The organism is Methylophaga sp., assembly GCF_048266885.1.
Classification (GTDB): Bacteria; Pseudomonadota; Gammaproteobacteria; order Nitrosococcales; family Methylophagaceae; genus Methylophaga.
In genome coordinates this window covers 46,146-63,612 of record NZ_JBLWYR010000018.1, presented here as the reverse complement: position 1 = coordinate 63,612, position 17,467 = coordinate 46,146, and the positions used below count along the sequence as shown (strand labels likewise).

The window sequence follows — 17,467 nt, the reverse complement described above, 5'->3', positions numbered from 1 at the left end:
TAAAACAAGCCCGACGCGAAAGCGCCGGGCTTTTTTTATATTCAAAACTTGTGGTGATTTAACTTGAGCATGGCAACACCCATGTGTGACATTATCGCCCGGACAAGCAATGTCTGGAACATTGCTTTGCATACACTCCGTCCATGGAGATAAGCGATAATGCACGCCGATAGGCGCCCGAAGGGGGAGATGCAGGGAAGCATCTCATCAAAGTAGGTCAAAAATAGAAGGCTAAAGTTAACAGGGGTGGCCTTTTTTATTATCTATCGTTTAGACAAGGTGACCTACTTGAACGGAGTGGCCGATGATTGCTCCTGCAAAAACGGCATACGATGAGCTGGGATGTTCAACTGTCGAGATAGCAGGATGAAAGGAGCGATCACTCCACGTATGGAGATAAGTGTTTTTGCATGAGCGAAGCGTCAGTCACAGACATCTTGCTGATAAATCATGTCACAGATAACCGCCCCTGCGTTATCGGCATACATCACATTCATGTAAATAACTGACAGACTTTAATAAAACAAACCATCTCTAATGAGTCAGGGTTTTTATATTTGTACCTTACTTGACCAAGGCGAATCCCACAGTACCGATAATGGCTATTGCATAAGCGAGATACTGTCCATCAAACTAAATAACTGCTGAGTTTAATAGTAGGATCTGTACCCAAATCTTGGGTGATACCAATATCTATTGTAATATCCATGGTAGGGATAAAAACCGTTGTAGTAGAACGGGTCGTAGAATGGATCTCTTTGAACAGGGCGATATGGCTGCCATTTGTACATAGATGAAACATTAACAATCGGCATGACTAATTCTTTTTGGTCTACTTTTCGAATTTCTTCGCCATCAAGATTGCCTGTAAAGGTTAATAATGTTCCTTCTTTGTAAACGATTGGATCGACAAATTCAGTCGTTTGAGCGAGGAATCTGCCTTCACTTGGCTTATTCGTAATAGGTTTGCCGTAATGGTTCAAAGGGTATTGAACAATCTGAATAAGTGAAACATCATTACTGTTTTCAACATTGACTACTTCGCCACCCCAACGAACTTCTTGATTTGAAAATTTTGCTATTTGACTACGAACTTCATTAAGTTGAACGTCATTAATTGGTGCCGAACTAATTTGTTTCGGAATATTACTGCAACCCGAGAGTTGGATTAGAAATAAACTTGCCACAAAAAACGCAGACAGCTGCTTCATTTACAAACCTCTAGATAATTGTTTTACCTATTTAGAACAAAACGGATGTACTATAAGTTTCATGAAAAACAAAATTAAGTGAGTGAAAAAATTGATTTGGGAGTTTTTTCCCAAAAAGGCTGGACGGTTTTAATTATTACTGATATTCTTGCTGGCAATTTTCTGGTCAAATCTCCCAAACTTCATACAATCGCGTTCTCCGCGCGCATTCAAGGCAATTCTGATATAAAAACCCATTTTAGGTAATACATGAATCTGACAGAACTGAAAAAGCAGTCCGCTGCTGAATTAATGGAACTTGCACTCTCCATGAATCTTGAGGGCCTCGCCCGCAATCGAAAGCAAGAACTTATCTTTGCACTTGTTAAAGCACACGCTAAACAAGGCGATGATGTCTATACCACTGGTGTTTTAGAGTTATTACCTGATGGGTTTGGCTTTTTGCGTTCCCCGGAAGACTCTTATGTTGCCGGTCCCGATGATATTTATGTTTCCCCGAGCCAAATTCGACGATTTCATTTAAGAACGGGCGATACTATTAAAGGGAAAATTCGACCACCTAAAGATAGCGAACGTTATTTTGCTCTAGTTAAAGTTGATGAGATCAACTACGAAAAACCTGAAAACTCCCGTAATAAAGTACCATTTGAAAATTTGACGCCACTTTTTGCTAATGAACGTTTTAATTTAGAACGTGGTAATGGCAGTACAGAAGATTTAACAGCACGAATTATTGATTTAGCTGCACCAATCGGTAAAGGACAACGTGGTTTAGTTGTCGCACCACCGAAGTCTGGTAAAACAATGATTTTGCAGGCCATTGCGCAATCAATAGCCTCAAACTATCCTGAAAGTGACCTGATTGTATTGTTGATCGACGAACGTCCGGAAGAAGTTACTGAAATGCAACGTTCAGTTCGAGGAGAGGTCGTTTCTAGTACGTTTGATGAACCTGCAACTCGCCACGTCCAAGTTGCAGAAATGGTTATTGAAAAAGCTAAACGCTTAGTTGAACACAAACATGATGTTGTTATCTTATTAGATTCAATTACTCGTTTGGCTCGAGCTTATAATACTGTCTCACCTTCTTCCGGTAAGGTTTTAACTGGTGGTGTTGATGCTAATGCATTACAAAGACCTAAACGGTTCTTTGGCGCTGCCCGAAATATTGAAGAAGGTGGCAGTTTAACTATAATCGCGACTGCTTTGATCGAAACCGGCTCACGGATGGATGAAGTTATCTTCGAAGAGTTTAAAGGTACGGGTAATATGGAAGTATTACTTGAACGCAAATTAGCTGATCGTCGGATATATCCTGCAATTAACGTTACCCGTTCGGGCACGCGTCGTGAAGAGTTGCTGACAAACGAAGAAGACCTTCAGAAACTTTGGATTTTACGTAAGATTTTGGCTCCAATGGAACCTATTGAAGCAATGGAATTCCTCATGGATCGTTTGAAATCGACTAAAACCAATGTTGAGTTTTTTGACTCGATGAAACAAGGTTAAAAAATAAGTTTGTTGCAGGCACAATCTGCACCACCTGCTATTTTTTTGATGGGGCCAACGGCTGCAGGGAAAACTGATCTGGCCATATTTTTGGCCCAAAATTTACCTGTAGAAATTATAAGTGTGGACTCCGCACTTATTTATAAACAGATGGATATTGGTACTGCCAAGCCAGATGCTGAGACTTTAGAACAGTTCCCTCACCACCTTGTCGATATTATTGACCCAAAAGATGCTTATTCTGCCGGACGCTTCCGGCAAGATGCTCTAGCGCTAATGGCGGAAATCACCCGGCGTGGCAAAATTCCTTTATTAGTAGGCGGAACAATGCTGTATTTCAAAACCTTACAGTATGGAATTGCCGAATTACCCGAAGCTGATGCTGAGGTTAGATCAAAACTTGAGAAAGAACTTCATGACTTTGGTTTGTCGCATTTACATCAACGATTAAGTGAAATCGATCCTGTTTCTGCAAAACGCATCCATATTAACGATCCACAAAGATTGTTGCGTGCATTAGAGGTTTATGAAATTTCTGGAAAATCACTCACTGAATTAACTGAGCATTCAGATTTTTTGCTGCCATATCGTGTTATTAAAATAATTTTGGCACCTTTTGACAGAAAAATATTGCACAAACGTATTTCTGAACGTTATCAAAAAATGATGCGAGCAGGGTTTACCGATGAAGTTAAAAAACTACATGCACGGGGTGATTTACATCCTGGTTTACCATCTATTCGCGCAGTAGGCTATAGACAGGCTTGGTCTTATCTTTGTGGCGAGTATGATGAATCAACTTTTATTGATAAAGCGGTAATCGCCACAAGACAAATGGCAAAACGCCAATTGACGTGGTTGAGAGCTCAAAATGATGGTGTTTGGTTCGATAGTGGTAAAGATTTGCCTAAGGAGCCAGTATTAGGTTTCGTGCGCTCTGTGCTGTCAGAATCCGATAATGCTTGACGATTTTGTGCAGCCTTTTAGAATGCTTATAACAACTTAGAAGTTTAACAATAATAACAATGATGGAGTCGACAATGGCTAAAGCCCAATCCTTGCAGGATCCTTTTTTAAACGCATTACGTCGAGAAAATGTTCCAGTTTCAATTTATTTAGTAAATGGTATTAAATTGCAGGGTCAGATTGATTCTTTTGATCAATTTGTCATTTTGCTGAAAAACTCAGTCAATCAAATGGTTTATAAACATGCCATTTCAACGATTGTACCGGCTAGAAATGTTCAGATAACCCAAGAAGAATAAGGGAGTTTATTGATTGTTTGACAGACCTGATAGCAATGCTGCTTTTGAAGAAAATTCTGAACAAGAATCGGTTGTTTTAGTTCATCTCGATTTTAATGATCGGGGTTTTGAAGAAACACAACAGGAATTTCTTGAACTTGTTAATTCAACAGGTGCCAATATTTCTGCTGTGGTTCACGGTAAACGTCAAAGGCCTGATTCAAAGTATTTTGCTGGAACCGGTAAAGTAGAAGAAATAGCCGAATTAGTTGCAGCAAATGATGCTGCAGTGGTTATTTTCAATCATGAACTTTCTCCCAGTCAGGAACGTAATCTTGAGCAACGATTAAAATGTCGTGTACTAGGTCGGACAGGTCTGATTCTTGATATTTTTGCCCGTAGAGCACGTTCACATGAAGGTAAGCTTCAAGTTGAATTAGCACAGTTGCAGCATCTTTCAACTCGATTAGTCCGCGGTTGGACTCACTTAGAGAGACAAAAAGGCGGTATCGGTTTACGTGGCCCTGGTGAAACGCAGCTTGAAACCGATAGACGTTTGCTGGGTCAACGTATTAAATCACTCAAAAAACGTCTTGAAAAAGTACGTTCACAGCGTGATCAAGGCCGTCGTTCTCGTCAGAGAGCAGGGGTACCAGTTGTTTCGCTAGTTGGTTACACAAATGTGGGTAAATCTACCCTTTTCAATAGGATGACAGCATCAGATGTTTATGCTGATGACCGTTTGTTCGCCACCTTAGACCCTACTTTACGCAGATTCAGAATAGCCGATACCGAACCTTTAATTTTAGCTGATACTGTCGGATTTATCCGCCAGTTGCCTCATGATTTGGTCGAGTCATTTAGCTCAACTTTGGAAGAAACACGTGACGCATCTCTTTTATTGCACATAGTTGATGTCGCTGCAGTAGATAGGGACGAGTTGATGAAACATGTTGATGACGTTCTGCAGCAAATAGGTGCTGACGAACTGCCGCAATTGATTATTTACAATAAAATTGACCGCTTAGAAAACGTTCAGCCAAAACTGGAAAGAGATCAGCAAGGAAAAATTCGCCGTATCTGGCTTTCTGCACATACTGGTGAAGGCTTGGATCTTCTAAGACTTGCATTACAAGAATATTTCCCTGAGCAACTCTCAGCGATTGAATCAGTCAATTAAAGCGGACTTTTGGTTGCTATCGGCACCCATGTCCGTAAAATAGATTCATTCGGATCCCACATTGAAAATCTTAATTTAAATTTTGGAGCGGTACATGGCTTGGAACGAACCCGGTAGTGGTGATAAAGACCCATGGGGTAAGCGTGGTGGCAGTAATGATGGCCCCCCCGATCTTGATGAAGTAGTAAAAAATCTGCAACGTAAATTCGCTGGAATGTTCGGCGGAAAAAGTGGCGGTAATAACAATACACCACCGCCAGAAGGTGGAAGTAAATCTGGTTCAATCGGAGCAGGATTAATTGCTGCCATTATTTTATTGGTGTGGCTGCTTTCCGGAATTTATATTGTAGAACCCGCAGAGCGAGGTGTTGTATTGCGTTTTGGCCAATATAGCCATACCTCAATGCCTGGCCCTCATTGGCATTTTCCTTACCCTATCGACAAAGTCGAAGTAGTTGATGTAGCCAAAATACGATCTGTTGAAATTGGTTATCGTTCAAGTGGTGGTAGACCTGAAAGCAACGTTTTGTCTGAATCTCTAATGTTGACGAATGACGAAAATATCGTTGATTTAAAAATTGCCGGCCAGTACCGAATCAATGATGCTGCCCAATATTTGTTTAACGTTCGTACTCCAGACACCATTCTTCGTCAAATGATGGAAAGTGCTGTGCGTGAAGTTGTTGGTCAATCCACGATGGACTTTGTATTAACAGAAGGTCGTAGTGAAGTTGCCACACGAACTGAGCAACGCTTGCAAGCCATGTTAGATGCTCATGCAACAGGCTTAACCGTAACCAGTGTGAGCATGCAGGATGTACAACCGCCTGAACAGGTTCAGTCAGCGTTCGCGGATGTTGTAAAAGCACGTGAAGATGAAGTCAGAGCAAAAAACGAAGCGGAAGCCTATTCAAACGATATTATCCCTCGTGCGCGTGGTCAGGCATTCCGGGTCATTCAAGAAGCCGAAGCTTATAAAAGTCAAGTGGTTGCCAAAGCTAATGGTGAGGCAAGTCGCTTTGTACAAGTTATGACCGAATATGAAAAAGCACCTTTAATCACTCAAGAACGACTTTATATTGATGCAATGGAATCCGTTTATAGTCGTAGCCAAAAAGTAATGGTTGACGTAGATAGCGGTGGCAACAACGTGTTGTATTTACCACTGGATAAAATGCGTGGTAGCAGTAATAGCGCCCCGCGGGTTGATTTAAATAATTTGAATTATCCGACTACAAATAACCCCCAATCAACAACGAACACATCGACACAAGATGGTGCACGTAGCCGGGGAGGACGTTAATCATGAGTTCTAGATTTACTGCAATTATTTTTATTGTTGTACTTGCATTAATTACGCTAAGTTCAACCATCTTTTTTGTCGATGAACGTGAACGCGTGATATTGCTACGTTTAGGTCAAATTGAGCATGCAGATTTTGAACCGGGCATACATTTTAAAATTCCATTTGTAAATGAAGTTCGTCGCTTTGATGGTCGCATTCTGAGTCTTGATGCAACACCAGCTCGTTATCTGACAGGTGAAAAAAAGAACGTTATCGTCGATTCATTCATTCTGTGGCGTGTGTCAAATGTCGCTGATTATTTCACTTCAATGGGTGGTGACGAAGAAAGCGCCAAGCTACGTTTATCACAAATTGTAAAAGACGGATTGCGAGCTGAGTTTGGTCGTCGCACTATCCAGGAAGTTGTTTCCGGTGAACGTTCAGTAATGGTAAGTGGACTGATGGACGAAGCGAACCGTATTGCTAATGAGTTTGGTATAGAAGTCGTCAACGTGCGTATTAAACGTATCGACTTACCTACAGAAGTAAGTTCATCGGTCTACACCCGTATGGAAGCTGAACGTGAACGTGTTGCTAAAGATTTACGGTCACGCGGTGCAGAAGAAGCTGAAAAAATTCGTTCAGATGCTGATAGACAAAGAACTGTCATTTTGGCTGAGGCTAATCGTCAGTCTGAAATGCTTCGAGGTGAAGGCGATGCTTCTGCAACTCAAATATACGCAGATGCATATGGTCAAAACGAATCTTTTTACTCGTTCTACCGACGTTTAGGGGCATATAAGCATATTTTCCAAGGTGATGATTTGCTAGTTATTGAGCCCAAAGGTGACTTTTTCAGCAGTTTTAGTGACTTGAATACACTGGACTAGTGAGTGAGTCTCTGATCCACAGCCTATGGCTCGCCACTGCATTAATGCTGATTATTGAGGGGATTTTGCCTTTTATTAATCCCACAGCATTAAGGCGGGCCTTACTGCAAGTTGCCACTATGACTGACCAACAATTACGTACAACGGGATTGCTCAGCATGGTGGCAGGCTTGCTGATTTTATATTGGGTTAATTAATTTACATGACATTAAAAGAGAGTTGGTTGCTCCCTGAGGGCATTGATGAATTAATGCCGGAAGAGGCTGCGCAGCTGGAAAGAATGCATCGGCAGTTGGTTGATCGCATGCAAAGCTGGGGATATCAACTTGTTGTCCCACCCTTGGTCGAGTACTTGGACTCCTTGTTAACAGGAACGGCAAAAACACTTGATCTGCAAACCTTTAAACTGATTGATCAATTATCCGGTCGTTTGCTTGGCATTCGTGCTGATATGACGCCTCAAGTAGCCAGAATTGCAGCACACCGCCTACGCGACAACTCAGATGTTTTACGCCTGTGTTATATCGGTAGCGTATTGCATACGTTACCTGCTGGTCAGGCCAGTTCAAGAAATCCCATTCAATTAGGTGCTGAAATTTACGGACATGCTGGTCCGGAAAGTGATATGGAAAGCATCCAGCTGATGATCGAATTGTTGGTTAACAGCGGTGTCGCTGGACCTATTTCTTTAGATATTGGTCATGTTGGCATTTATCGTGGACTAGCAGACTTTGCTGAACTGGATGAAGAACAGGAACAAGCACTTTTTTCGGCAATGCAGCGTAAAGCCCTACCGGAAATCGAAAGTTTGTTAAGCCGTTATGCTATTGCTGAACCGGCAAGCAAAATGTTGGCAGCTTTGTCTGAACTTAATGGTGATGTCAGCGTTTTGGATAAAGCCAAACAGATATTAAAGGACGCACCAAAAGCGGTGTTAAACGCTTTAGATACATTAAATGTATTGGCGGAGATGTCGCAACAACGATTATCCGGTATCCAATTAAATTTCGATTTGGCAGAGCTTCGCGGCTATCATTATCATACAGGCGTGGTTTTCGCGGCTTACCAATCTAGCTCAGCACAAGCGATCGCCCTGGGTGGCAGATATGATGATATCGGGCAAGATTTTGGTCATGCTCAACCCGCCACGGGTTTTAGTCTGGATTTAAAAAAGTTAGTCACCAGCTTTCCCAAACCCACTGAAAAGCGCCAAGTGATTAGCGCAAGCTGGTCATCGGATCCAATTCAGCTAGAGATGGTCGAAAGCTTACGTGAGCAAGGTGAAATAGTGATGTTTACTTTGCCTGGCAGTACAGCTCAAAGCGAAAAAACATTGATTCAACAAGATGACCGCTGGCAAGTGGTCGAGACAGGAAATAACACGCGTGGCTAAAAATATTGTAGTAATCGGTTCTCAATGGGGTGATGAAGGCAAAGGCAAAGTAGTAGATTTGCTGACTGACAGCGTTTCCGCTGTAGTGCGTTTTCAAGGCGGACATAATGCAGGCCACACTCTGGTAATTGAGGGTAAAAAGACCATTTTGCACCTCATTCCTTCTGGCATTTTGCGTGAACATGTTCAATGTCTGATCGGTAATGGTGTAGTGCTATCACCGGAAGCATTAATTAAAGAAATGAACGAATTGGAAGCGAATGGTATTCCAGTTCGCCAGCGTCTGAAAATCAGTGCAGCCTGTCCGTTAATTTTGCCTTACCACGTGGCATTGGATGTCGCCAGAGAATCACGTCGTGGTAAAGATGCGATTGGAACAACTGGTCGGGGCATTGGCCCGGCCTATGAAGACAAAGTAGCTCGTCGTGGTTTGCGTCTTGGCGATCTGACTAATGAACAAAAATTTGTCGAAAAACTACGTGAAGTAGTCAATTTCCATAACTTTGCATTAATCAACTATTATCAGGCGGCGCCAGTCAGTTTTGAACAAGTACGTGATGAAACATTAGCTATGCGTGATGTGTTGCTTCCGATGATTGCTGATATTCCGGCTATGCTGCAACAATATTACCTCAATGGTGATCGTGTCATGTTTGAAGGTGCTCAAGGCGCTTTACTGGATATCGATCACGGTACTTATCCATACGTGACATCATCGAATACCACCGCAGGCGGCAGTGCGACAGGTGCTGGCGTCGGGCCATGCCATATTGATTACGTATTAGGCATTACCAAAGCTTACGCCACACGTGTTGGCGCAGGTCCATTTCCATCAGAATTAAGCTGTGACATCGGTAAACATTTATCGGTAAAAGGTCACGAAAAAGGTTCTACTACCGGGCGTGATCGCCGGTGTGGTTGGCTGGATATGGTGGCATTAAATCGCGCCAGTTGGATCAACAGTATTACTGGCTTATGTTTAACCAAACTGGATGTGCTGGATGGGCTGGAAACTATTCGTCTATGCGTTGGTTATAAACGTAATGGTGAAGATGTAACGGTTCTGCCTTTAAGTGCGGATGAATTTGACGGATGTGAGCCGGTGTATATTGATATGCCAGGCTGGCAGGAAGCGACCATAGGTATTACAGACTTTGATGCATTACCGGAGAATGCACGCAACTACATCGACAAAATCCAGGAATTGGCTGGCGTGCCGATTGATATTATTTCCACAGGTCCAGATCGTTGCGAAACCATTATTCGTCGGGATTTATTCAGTTTGTAATATCGACTGAAAATTATTTCAAAACGCCCTCTTTTTGAGGGCGTTTTTGTTTGTGGCATTATTTTCTATCAGGAGAAATCGCGGCATAGAGTGCCGAATAGTCGGTATTTTCCATGCCCATTGCTACAGCTTTATCTAACAATCGACTTATACCTTCAAGTGCTGTGGTATCAAGTCGCAGTTTTTCACCGACCTCCAGGAATAGTCTAGTGTCTTTAGCTAGATGTTTAGTCGGGAAATTCGGATCGCTGAAGTTTCGATCGCGCATGCGATCTAATTTTTTATCAAAGGTTGGTGCGTATAGAGCACTTTCACGCAAAATCTGCATAAATAGATCAACATCAATCTGAGATTCCTCGATTAATGCAAGACTTAATGAAAATGTTGCAGTAAGACCGGCGATTAACTGATTCATAGCTAATTTAACCGCCGCCCCCTGGCCAGTTTCACCGATGTAGCGAGGTGTTTCTCCAATCATTTTCAACAACGGAAGTGCCTGACGATAATTCTCTTCCAAACCCGCCGCCATAAGAATTAATGTACCACTCCGGGCTTCAGGTAAACTGCCTAGCACTGGACATTCAAGATATTTAGCATCAACACTGTTCAGCTGGTTTTCAAGATGCTGAGATTGCTCCGGAGCAATCGTGCCCATCTGGATAAATAACTTATCCGAAAAGGCACCGGGACTGACACTGTCCAGTACGGTTGCAATCGCCTCGGCATCGCTTAACAGCAAGATAACCATTTCACTTTGCTCAACAGCTTCGCTGGCAGTTTCGCAAATTCGGGCACCATGAGTGCTTAGATCTGCAATCTTTTCAATACTTCGATTATAGATACTTAACTCACATTTCTCGCTGAGAAGGTGTTCTGCCAGAGCATTGCCCATCAGGCCACCGCCAAGAATGGCTATTTTCATAATGACTCCTAAATTTGTGTAACTAAAAAAACTATTCTTACATAGATGCTACGTGCGTTGTGGGATACAATATGCGGGCATTTACAGCCGCTACAGGGGAAAACTGTGTACAAAAAAAACATGAGCATCGCTGATTTTGATGACGAGTTATTTCAAGCAATTTCTGCTGAAGAACAACGTCAGGAAGATCATATCGAATTAATCGCTTCTGAGAACTATACCAGCCCACGGGTGATGGAAGCTCAGGGCTCATTGTTAACCAACAAATATGCAGAAGGTTATCCCGGCAAACGTTATTATGGCGGTTGTGAACACGTTGATACTGCTGAAGATTTAGCCATTGAACGTGCTAAAGCTTTGTTCGGTGCGGATTACGCTAACGTGCAACCACATTCCGGTTCACAAGCCAATGCTGCGGTTTATCTGGCTTTATTGCAACCTGGCGATATGATTCTAGGCATGAGTCTGGCACACGGTGGCCATCTAACTCATGGTGCCAAAGTCAGCGCATCCGGAAAAATCTATAATTCTGTTGCTTATGGCATTAGCAGTGATTCCGGTGAGATTGATTACAACGAAGTTGAAAAACTAGCCAAAGAACATCAGCCAAAAATGATCGTTGCCGGTTTCTCGGCTTACTCACGTATTATCGATTGGCAAAAATTCCGTGATATCGCGGATTCTGTTGGCGCTTATCTGTTGGTCGATATGGCACACGTTGCCGGTTTGGTAGCTGCAGGGCTTTATCCAAATCCAGTACAAATCGCTGATGTAACGACCACTACGACTCACAAAACATTAAGAGGCCCGCGTGGTGGTCTGATTCTGGCCAAATCTAATCCCGAGATTGAGAAAAAATTGAACTCCGCTGTCTTCCCTGGTTTCCAGGGTGGTCCGTTAATGCACGTCATTGCGGCGAAAGCGGTTGCTTTCAAGGAAGCAATGTTGCCAGAGTTTAAAACCTATCAACAGCAAGTTGTTAAGAATGCCCAAGCCATGGCCAAAGTGTTTATGGCTCGTGGCTATGATGTGGTTTCGAAAGGAACTGATGATCATCTTTTCCTGGTCAGCTTTATTGAAGCCGGTCTGACCGGTAAAGAAGTCGATGCATGGTTGGGTAATGCACATATTACGGTCAATAAAAATGCCGTTCCTAATGATCCACAATCACCATTCGTTACCTCTGGTATTCGTGTCGGAACACCGGCGGTTACCACTCGCGGTTTCAGCGAGCAGGATTGCACTGATCTGGCCGGCTGGATGTGTGATGTCATTGATAGCCATGGCGATGAGAAAGTAATTGCAGCTATTCGTGACAAAGTAACGACTATATGCAAACGATTGCCAGTTTACTCATAAGTTTGTGCTGACTGATGCGCTGCCCGTTTTGCGGAGCTGAAGATTCAAAAGTCGTCGATTCGCGTCTTTCTTCCGAGGGAGACGCGATTCGACGTCGTCGCATGTGTCAGGAATGTAATGAACGTTTTACTACGTATGAAACGGCTGAGCTGAGTTTGCCTCGGTTGATCAAGCGTGACGCTACTCGTGAAGCATTTGATGAAAATAAATTACGTGCTGGCATTATGCGGGCTTTGGAAAAACGCCCGGTCAGTATTGATGCCATTGATAATGCAGTAAAAACCATTACTCGGCGCTTATGGGCGACGGGCGAAAGAGAAGTGCAGAGTCGTCTGGTGGGTGACTGGGTAATGGATGCATTGCGTGAGCTTGATGAAGTGGCTTATGTCAGATTTGCATCAGTGTATCGAAGTTTTCAGGATGTGAATGCATTTCGAGAAGAAATCGAGCGTATGGAAAATCGTGCTTTATCTGATAAAGACAGCTGAATCTCGCTATCAGCCTAAGTTTATGCAAACGCATCATTCGAATGCGATTACAATCAATGTAAAAGATCATCTGTGGAGGCAACCCCAATGAGCCAACACGAACAATACATGGCCCAAGCAATTCAACTGGCTTGGAAAGGCTTATATACCGCCGATCCTAATCCGCGGGTGGGTTGTGTCATTGTCAAAAATGATCAGATCATTGGCCAGGGCTGGCATCACCGTGCCGGAGAAGCGCATGCCGAAATAAATGCTCTGCATGATGCCGGACATGATGCAGAAGGCGCAGATTGTTATGTAACACTTGAACCTTGTAGTCATTTTGGTCGCACTCCGCCTTGTGCTGATGCATTGATCCGATCGGGAATTAAACGTTTATTTGTGGCAATGACCGATCCCAATCCAGTCGTTTCGGGTACTGGTATTCAGCGTATTGAACAAGCGGGCATTGAAGTTCATCAAGGCATATTGGCAGCTCAAGCAGAACAATTAAATCCTGGTTTTATTCAACGTATGCGTATCGGCAGACCCTATGTGCGAAGTAAAATGGCCATGAGTCTTGATGGTCGCACAGCCATGGCATCAGGCGAGAGCAAATGGATAACGGGTACAGAAGCACGCGCTGATGTACAAAAACTTCGAGCTCGTAGCTCAGCGATACTCACCGGTGTGGGCACCATTATCGCGGATGATCCTTTGTTAAATGTTCGCCATGTTGCTGAATGGTATCCGCAAGGAGAGGCGATACGCCAACCGCTAAAAGTCATCGTAGACAGCGAGCTTCGGATGCCTGTCAATGCACAAATCCTCAATGATGAAAAAGTGTTGCTGTTTACTGCCTGTGATCGCATGGTGCGTGATGATGTTGAAACCATTGTATTGCCTGCACCAAATAATCAGGTCGATTTAACTGGCATGTTATCGGTATTAGCCAAGCGTGAAATTAATGAAGTTATGGTTGAAGCTGGCGCGGTATTAAACGGCGCATTATTACGCTCACAATTAATTGATGAAATGATTTTTTATGTTGCACCGAAACTGATGGGGGATTCCGCTAGAGCCGTTTTCCACCTCCCAGGCATGGAGCGCATGGCTCAGAATATTCAACTTAATATCATCGATATTCGCGCCGTTGGCAATGACTGGCGGATTACCGCTAAACCCCAATATAACGAGGCTTTTTAATTCATGTTCACAGGTATTATTGCGGCTGTAGGTCAGCTTAAATCTTTGCAATCAGTTGGTGGTGATATCCGCTTGCATATTGACACTGCGAAGTTGGATCTTAATGACGTCAAGCTGGGTGATAGCATCGCGGTAAATGGTGTGTGTTTGACTGTGGTGGAAATGGCAGCTAAAAGCTTACAGTTTGATGTGTCTCAGGAAACATTACAGCGAACCAGTCTGGGACAATTAAAAACCGGTAGTGAAGCCAATCTTGAGAAAGCCCTTGCCGTTGGGGATCGATTAGGTGGTCATATGGTGAGCGGCCATGTTGATGGTTTGGGTGAAGTGATCAGTAAAACGGCTTCGGCTCGTTCTTGGCAATATAAGATAAAAGTTCCGGCAGAACTGGAGCGTTATATTGCAGAAAAAGGTTCAATTACCATTGATGGAGTCAGTCTTACAGTCAATGGTGTTTTTGAGGGTGGATTTGATATCAATATCATTCCGCATACCCTTGAAGAAACCATTATCAAACATTATCAAACCGGCACCAAGGTCAATCTGGAAGTAGATTTGATTGCCCGCTATCTGGAGCGTTTACTGCCTCAGACCGGCTCTAACATCAGCCGGGACTTTCTTACACAACATGGTTATATCCGTTAATGCAAATCAATAGTACTCAAGAGATCATTGATGATCTAAAACAAGGCAAAATGGTCATCATCATGGATGATGAAGATCGTGAGAATGAAGGTGATTTAGTGATGGCCGCCGATAAGGTTACTGCTGAAGCGGTTAACTTTATGGCTAAATTCGGTCGCGGACTGATATGCCTGACATTAACAGAAGATCGTTGCCGTCAGTTACGTCTACCTTTAATGGTGACCGATAATCAAACGCCTTATGCCACCAATTTCACTGTTTCAATAGAAGCTGCTGAAGGGGTAACAACCGGTATCTCCGCAGCGGATAGAGCATTAACCATTCAGAAAGCCGTAGCTGTACAAGCTAAACCAGAAGATCTGGTTCAGCCCGGGCATATCTTTCCGTTAAAAGCCCAACCTGGTGGCGTGTTAACGCGTGCTGGGCATACAGAAGCGGGTTGTGACTTGGCTTATCTAGCAGGGTGCACCCCTGCAGCAGTCATTGTTGAGATCCTCAATGATGATGGCACCATGGCCCGCCGTCCAGATCTGGAAAAGTTTGCCGAAACGCATCAGCTTAAAATCGGCACGATCGCAGATTTAATCAGCTACCGCCTGCAAAATGAAATGACCATTAAAGCCATGTCGACATGTGACTTTCCGACAGAATATGGTGATTTCACTTTGCACAGCTATCAAGATGATGTAAACGGCCAAACCCATTTGGCATTGGTGTTTGGTGATATCGATGCCGAGCAGGAAACATTGGTGCGGGTACATATGGCCGATCCTTTAGGTGATTTATTGGCCTCAAAACGTGAACCGACACATTGGCCTTTGCCGGATGTGATGCGCCGAATTCAACAGGCTGGCAAAGGTGTGTTAGTGGTCTTGCGGCAACCTGAACAAAATAAGCAACTGGCGGCAAAAATTGCTCGTTACCAACAGCAAGATCAAGGTGAAGCCGCGCCATTCAAAGCGAGTTGGGATTTAAGAACCTTCGGCGTCGGCGCACAAATTTTAGCGGATCTCGGTGTTCGCAAAATGCGGGTGATAGGTACGCCGACTAAACTGACGGGTGTTTCGGGTTTTGGTTTGGAATTAACCGGCTACTTAGAAGATTGAATATAACCGGTGAATAAGCATATTTATATTGTGGCGGGTGAAGCATCGGGCGAAGCACATGCGGCTCGCCTTGTCAGTGCTTTAAAAAAACAACAGCCAGCGATTTATATCACCGGTATCGGTGGTGAAAAAATGCGGGCAGCTGGCGCCGATATCAGTATCGATTTTGCTGAACTTGCGGTGATGGGCTTAGTGGAAGTCATCAAACGCTACCCCAAAATTAAAGCCATTTTTAATCAGGTCGTCGCCGAATTACGCCGTCAGCCACCTGATTTGCTGATTTTGGTGGATTATCCGGGCTTCAATCTAAAACTGGCTAAACAAGCCAAGAAACTCGGTATTAAAGTTTTGTATTACATTAGCCCGAAAATCTGGGCTTGGCGAGCGGGGCGTATTGAACAAATTAAACGTGATGTAGACCATATGGCCGTGTTATTTCCATTTGAACAGGAGATATACGAAAACGCAGGTGTTGCGGTTACTTGTGTAGGACATCCGTTGGTTGATGCAGTTTATAGTGAACTTTCTCAGTCTGCTGCACGTGAAAAATTTTCTTTAGATAAAGATATTCGGGTTATTGGCTTGTTTCCTGGCAGTCGCCGCAGTGAAATTTCAGCCTTACTACCGATAATGTTGGATGCGGCGGAACGAATTGAAACACGACATTTTCCGATTCAGGTAGTGATTCCCCAAGCCCCAGGAATTAATGAAGAATACCTGCAACAATTTTCAGCCGGATCAGTTTTACGCATCAGTATTATTAAAGACGATTTTTACGAGGTCATAAAAGCTTGTGACGCCGTAGTGGCGGCTTCGGGTACCGTGACCTTGGAAATTGCATTGATAGGTGTGCCACATTTTATTGCTTATCGGGTGTCTCCATGGAGCTATCGGATACTGAAACGTTTAGTGAAAATTCCGTATGTAGGATTGTGTAATATAGTGACTCAACAGCCCGTCATTAAAGAATTACTACAAGATGAAGTCACGGCGGTTCGATTAGAACAGCAATTAATGGATTTGTTAACCCATCCCCATAGGCAAGAACAGGCAGAAAAAATTCGACAGCAAGTACGTGATGCACTTGGACCGAGTGGCGGGGCTGACAATGCGGCTGAGCTTATACTGAGACTTGTTTCCGAATGAGCATAATCGCATTAATTGCCGGCATAGATGAAGTTGGAAGAGGTCCTTTAGCTGGTCCAGTTGTTACGGCTGCAGTTGTCTTAGATCCAAGCAAACCAATTCACGGGTTAACCGATTCCAAAAAGCTCAGTGAAAAGCGTCGCGAACAATTAGTACCGTTGATTGAGCAATATGCGTATGCCTGGGCACTTGGCCGGGCAGAGGTGGAAGAGATTGATCAGTTAAATATTCTGCAAGCCAGTTTACTGGCGATGCAACGGGCAGTGGCTGCTTTGCCTTTCGAAATTGAGCATGCACTAGTTGACGGTACGCATGCACCGAATTTGAACTGTAAGGTCACGACCATTATTAAAGGCGATTTAACTGAGCCGGCCATTGCGGCAGCTTCGATATTGGCCAAGGTTGCCAGAGACCGTGAGATGCTAGTTTTAGATGAACTTTATCCTGGCTATGGACTTGCAAAACATAAAGGCTATCCAACGGTACAGCATCAACAGGCTTTGCTTGAACTCGGGCCATCTCCCATCCACCGTCGTTCATTTGCTCCTGTACGCCGAGCGTTGAGATAAATTGATGCATTTTCCAGATAACGTTTACAAGCATGGTATTATTCGCA

Annotated in this window: 18 protein-coding genes; 16 read left to right on the top strand and 2 right to left on the bottom strand. The window is 43.6% G+C overall.

What is annotated here, in order from left to right:
• Positions 1 to 650: 650 nt before the first annotated feature.
• A complete protein-coding gene (locus ACN0V2_RS10135; protein WP_417550694.1) occupies positions 651 to 1,211 on the bottom strand; it encodes a Slp family lipoprotein in 561 nt (186 codons plus the stop codon).
• A gap of 249 nt (positions 1,212 to 1,460) precedes the next feature.
• Here ACN0V2_RS10135 and rho point away from each other — a divergent pair, with 249 nt between their 5' ends.
• The 9 genes from rho (at position 1,461) to ACN0V2_RS10090 (ending at position 10,000) form a co-directional block, all read left to right on the top strand.
• A complete protein-coding gene (rho, locus tag ACN0V2_RS10130) occupies positions 1,461 to 2,720 on the top strand; it encodes a transcription termination factor Rho (RefSeq protein ID WP_417550693.1) in 1,260 nt (419 codons plus the stop codon).
• Positions 2,721 to 2,768: 48 nt separating this feature from the next.
• The gene (miaA, locus tag ACN0V2_RS10125) at positions 2,769 to 3,686 is read left to right on the top strand and encodes a tRNA (adenosine(37)-N6)-dimethylallyltransferase MiaA (protein ID WP_417550695.1); all 918 of its coding nucleotides are present in this window, start codon (positions 2,769 to 2,771) and stop codon (positions 3,684 to 3,686) included.
• A gap of 74 nt (positions 3,687 to 3,760) precedes the next feature.
• On the top strand, positions 3,761 to 3,985 hold the full coding sequence (hfq, locus tag ACN0V2_RS10120) for an RNA chaperone Hfq (RefSeq protein WP_069296001.1): 225 nt from the start codon (positions 3,761 to 3,763) through the stop codon (positions 3,983 to 3,985).
• A 13-nt stretch (positions 3,986 to 3,998) separates the two neighbouring features.
• Positions 3,999 to 5,144, top strand: a complete 1,146-nt coding sequence (hflX, locus tag ACN0V2_RS10115) for a ribosome rescue GTPase HflX (protein WP_417550692.1) — start codon at positions 3,999 to 4,001, stop codon at positions 5,142 to 5,144.
• A gap of 94 nt (positions 5,145 to 5,238) precedes the next feature.
• Positions 5,239 to 6,447, top strand: coding sequence for an FtsH protease activity modulator HflK (gene hflK, locus ACN0V2_RS10110; RefSeq protein WP_417550691.1), 1,209 nt, complete (start codon positions 5,239 to 5,241; stop codon positions 6,445 to 6,447).
• A 2-nt stretch (positions 6,448 to 6,449) separates the two neighbouring features.
• Positions 6,450 to 7,319, top strand: a complete 870-nt coding sequence (gene hflC, locus ACN0V2_RS10105; RefSeq protein ID WP_417550690.1) for a protease modulator HflC — start codon at positions 6,450 to 6,452, stop codon at positions 7,317 to 7,319.
• On the top strand, positions 7,319 to 7,516 hold the full coding sequence (locus ACN0V2_RS10100; RefSeq protein ID WP_417550689.1) for a DUF2065 domain-containing protein: 198 nt from the start codon (positions 7,319 to 7,321) through the stop codon (positions 7,514 to 7,516). The genes hflC and ACN0V2_RS10100 overlap by 1 nt, the downstream gene beginning before the upstream one ends.
• 5 nt (positions 7,517 to 7,521) lie before the next feature.
• Positions 7,522 to 8,712, top strand: coding sequence for an ATP phosphoribosyltransferase regulatory subunit (locus ACN0V2_RS10095; protein WP_417550688.1), 1,191 nt, complete (start codon positions 7,522 to 7,524; stop codon positions 8,710 to 8,712).
• Positions 8,705 to 10,000 carry an adenylosuccinate synthase gene (locus ACN0V2_RS10090; RefSeq protein ID WP_417550687.1) on the top strand — a complete coding sequence of 432 codons (1,296 nt, stop codon included), beginning with the start codon at positions 8,705 to 8,707 and terminating at the stop codon, positions 9,998 to 10,000. The genes ACN0V2_RS10095 and ACN0V2_RS10090 overlap by 8 nt, the downstream gene beginning before the upstream one ends.
• A 58-nt stretch (positions 10,001 to 10,058) precedes the next feature.
• Here ACN0V2_RS10090 and ACN0V2_RS10085 read toward each other — a convergent pair whose 3' ends face one another.
• Positions 10,059 to 10,922 carry an NAD(P)-dependent oxidoreductase gene (locus ACN0V2_RS10085; RefSeq protein WP_417550686.1) on the bottom strand — a complete coding sequence of 288 codons (864 nt, stop codon included), beginning with the start codon at positions 10,920 to 10,922 and terminating at the stop codon, positions 10,059 to 10,061.
• 105 nt (positions 10,923 to 11,027) lie between these two features.
• Here ACN0V2_RS10085 and glyA point away from each other — a divergent pair, with 105 nt between their 5' ends.
• The 7 genes from glyA (at position 11,028) to rnhB (ending at position 17,420) form a co-directional block, all read left to right on the top strand.
• Complete coding sequence (gene glyA / locus ACN0V2_RS10080; protein WP_417550685.1) at positions 11,028 to 12,281, top strand: serine hydroxymethyltransferase; 1,254 nt, start codon at positions 11,028 to 11,030, stop codon at positions 12,279 to 12,281.
• A gap of 14 nt (positions 12,282 to 12,295) precedes the next feature.
• Positions 12,296 to 12,769 carry a transcriptional regulator NrdR gene (gene nrdR, locus ACN0V2_RS10075; protein WP_292357693.1) on the top strand — a complete coding sequence of 158 codons (474 nt, stop codon included), beginning with the start codon at positions 12,296 to 12,298 and terminating at the stop codon, positions 12,767 to 12,769.
• A gap of 87 nt (positions 12,770 to 12,856) precedes the next feature.
• Complete coding sequence (gene ribD / locus ACN0V2_RS10070; RefSeq protein ID WP_417550684.1) at positions 12,857 to 13,954, top strand: bifunctional diaminohydroxyphosphoribosylaminopyrimidine deaminase/5-amino-6-(5-phosphoribosylamino)uracil reductase RibD; 1,098 nt, start codon at positions 12,857 to 12,859, stop codon at positions 13,952 to 13,954.
• Between the two features lie 3 nt (positions 13,955 to 13,957).
• Entirely contained in the window at positions 13,958 to 14,599 is a 642-nt protein-coding gene (locus ACN0V2_RS10065) for a riboflavin synthase (RefSeq protein WP_417550683.1), read from the top strand.
• Positions 14,599 to 15,705, top strand: a complete 1,107-nt coding sequence (gene ribBA, locus ACN0V2_RS10060; protein ID WP_417550682.1) for a bifunctional 3,4-dihydroxy-2-butanone-4-phosphate synthase/GTP cyclohydrolase II — start codon at positions 14,599 to 14,601, stop codon at positions 15,703 to 15,705. The genes ACN0V2_RS10065 and ribBA overlap by 1 nt, the downstream gene beginning before the upstream one ends.
• A gap of 9 nt (positions 15,706 to 15,714) precedes the next feature.
• Complete coding sequence (lpxB, locus tag ACN0V2_RS10055; protein WP_417550681.1) at positions 15,715 to 16,851, top strand: lipid-A-disaccharide synthase; 1,137 nt, start codon at positions 15,715 to 15,717, stop codon at positions 16,849 to 16,851.
• Positions 16,848 to 17,420: a ribonuclease HII gene (rnhB, locus tag ACN0V2_RS10050; RefSeq protein WP_417550680.1), complete on the top strand. Its 573-nt coding sequence runs from the start codon at positions 16,848 to 16,850 to the stop codon at positions 17,418 to 17,420. The genes lpxB and rnhB overlap by 4 nt, the downstream gene beginning before the upstream one ends.
• The last annotated feature ends 47 nt before the right edge of the window (positions 17,421 to 17,467 follow it).

What these genes read in the sequence shown, in the direction of transcription:
- rho (WP_417550693.1), top strand. Translation starts at nt 1,461, where the DNA reads ATGAATCTGACAGAACTGAAAAAGCAGTCCGCTGCTGAATTAATGGAA.
- hfq (WP_069296001.1), top strand. Translation starts at nt 3,761, where the DNA reads ATGGCTAAAGCCCAATCCTTGCAGGATCCTTTTTTAAACGCATTACGT.
- nrdR (WP_292357693.1), top strand. Translation starts at nt 12,296, where the DNA reads ATGCGCTGCCCGTTTTGCGGAGCTGAAGATTCAAAAGTCGTCGATTCG.
- hflK (WP_417550691.1), top strand. Translation starts at nt 5,239, where the DNA reads ATGGCTTGGAACGAACCCGGTAGTGGTGATAAAGACCCATGGGGTAAG.
- hflC (WP_417550690.1), top strand. Translation starts at nt 6,450, where the DNA reads ATGAGTTCTAGATTTACTGCAATTATTTTTATTGTTGTACTTGCATTA.
- ribBA (WP_417550682.1), top strand. Translation starts at nt 14,599, where the DNA reads ATGCAAATCAATAGTACTCAAGAGATCATTGATGATCTAAAACAAGGC.
- rnhB (WP_417550680.1), top strand. Translation starts at nt 16,848, where the DNA reads ATGAGCATAATCGCATTAATTGCCGGCATAGATGAAGTTGGAAGAGGT.
- ribD (WP_417550684.1), top strand. Translation starts at nt 12,857, where the DNA reads ATGAGCCAACACGAACAATACATGGCCCAAGCAATTCAACTGGCTTGG.
- ACN0V2_RS10085 (WP_417550686.1), bottom strand. Translation starts at nt 10,922, where the DNA reads ATGAAAATAGCCATTCTTGGCGGTGGCCTGATGGGCAATGCTCTGGCA.
- ACN0V2_RS10095 (WP_417550688.1), top strand. Translation starts at nt 7,522, where the DNA reads ATGACATTAAAAGAGAGTTGGTTGCTCCCTGAGGGCATTGATGAATTA.
- ACN0V2_RS10135 (WP_417550694.1), bottom strand. Translation starts at nt 1,211, where the DNA reads ATGAAGCAGCTGTCTGCGTTTTTTGTGGCAAGTTTATTTCTAATCCAA.
- ACN0V2_RS10065 (WP_417550683.1), top strand. Translation starts at nt 13,958, where the DNA reads ATGTTCACAGGTATTATTGCGGCTGTAGGTCAGCTTAAATCTTTGCAA.
- miaA (WP_417550695.1), top strand. Translation starts at nt 2,769, where the DNA reads ATGGGGCCAACGGCTGCAGGGAAAACTGATCTGGCCATATTTTTGGCC.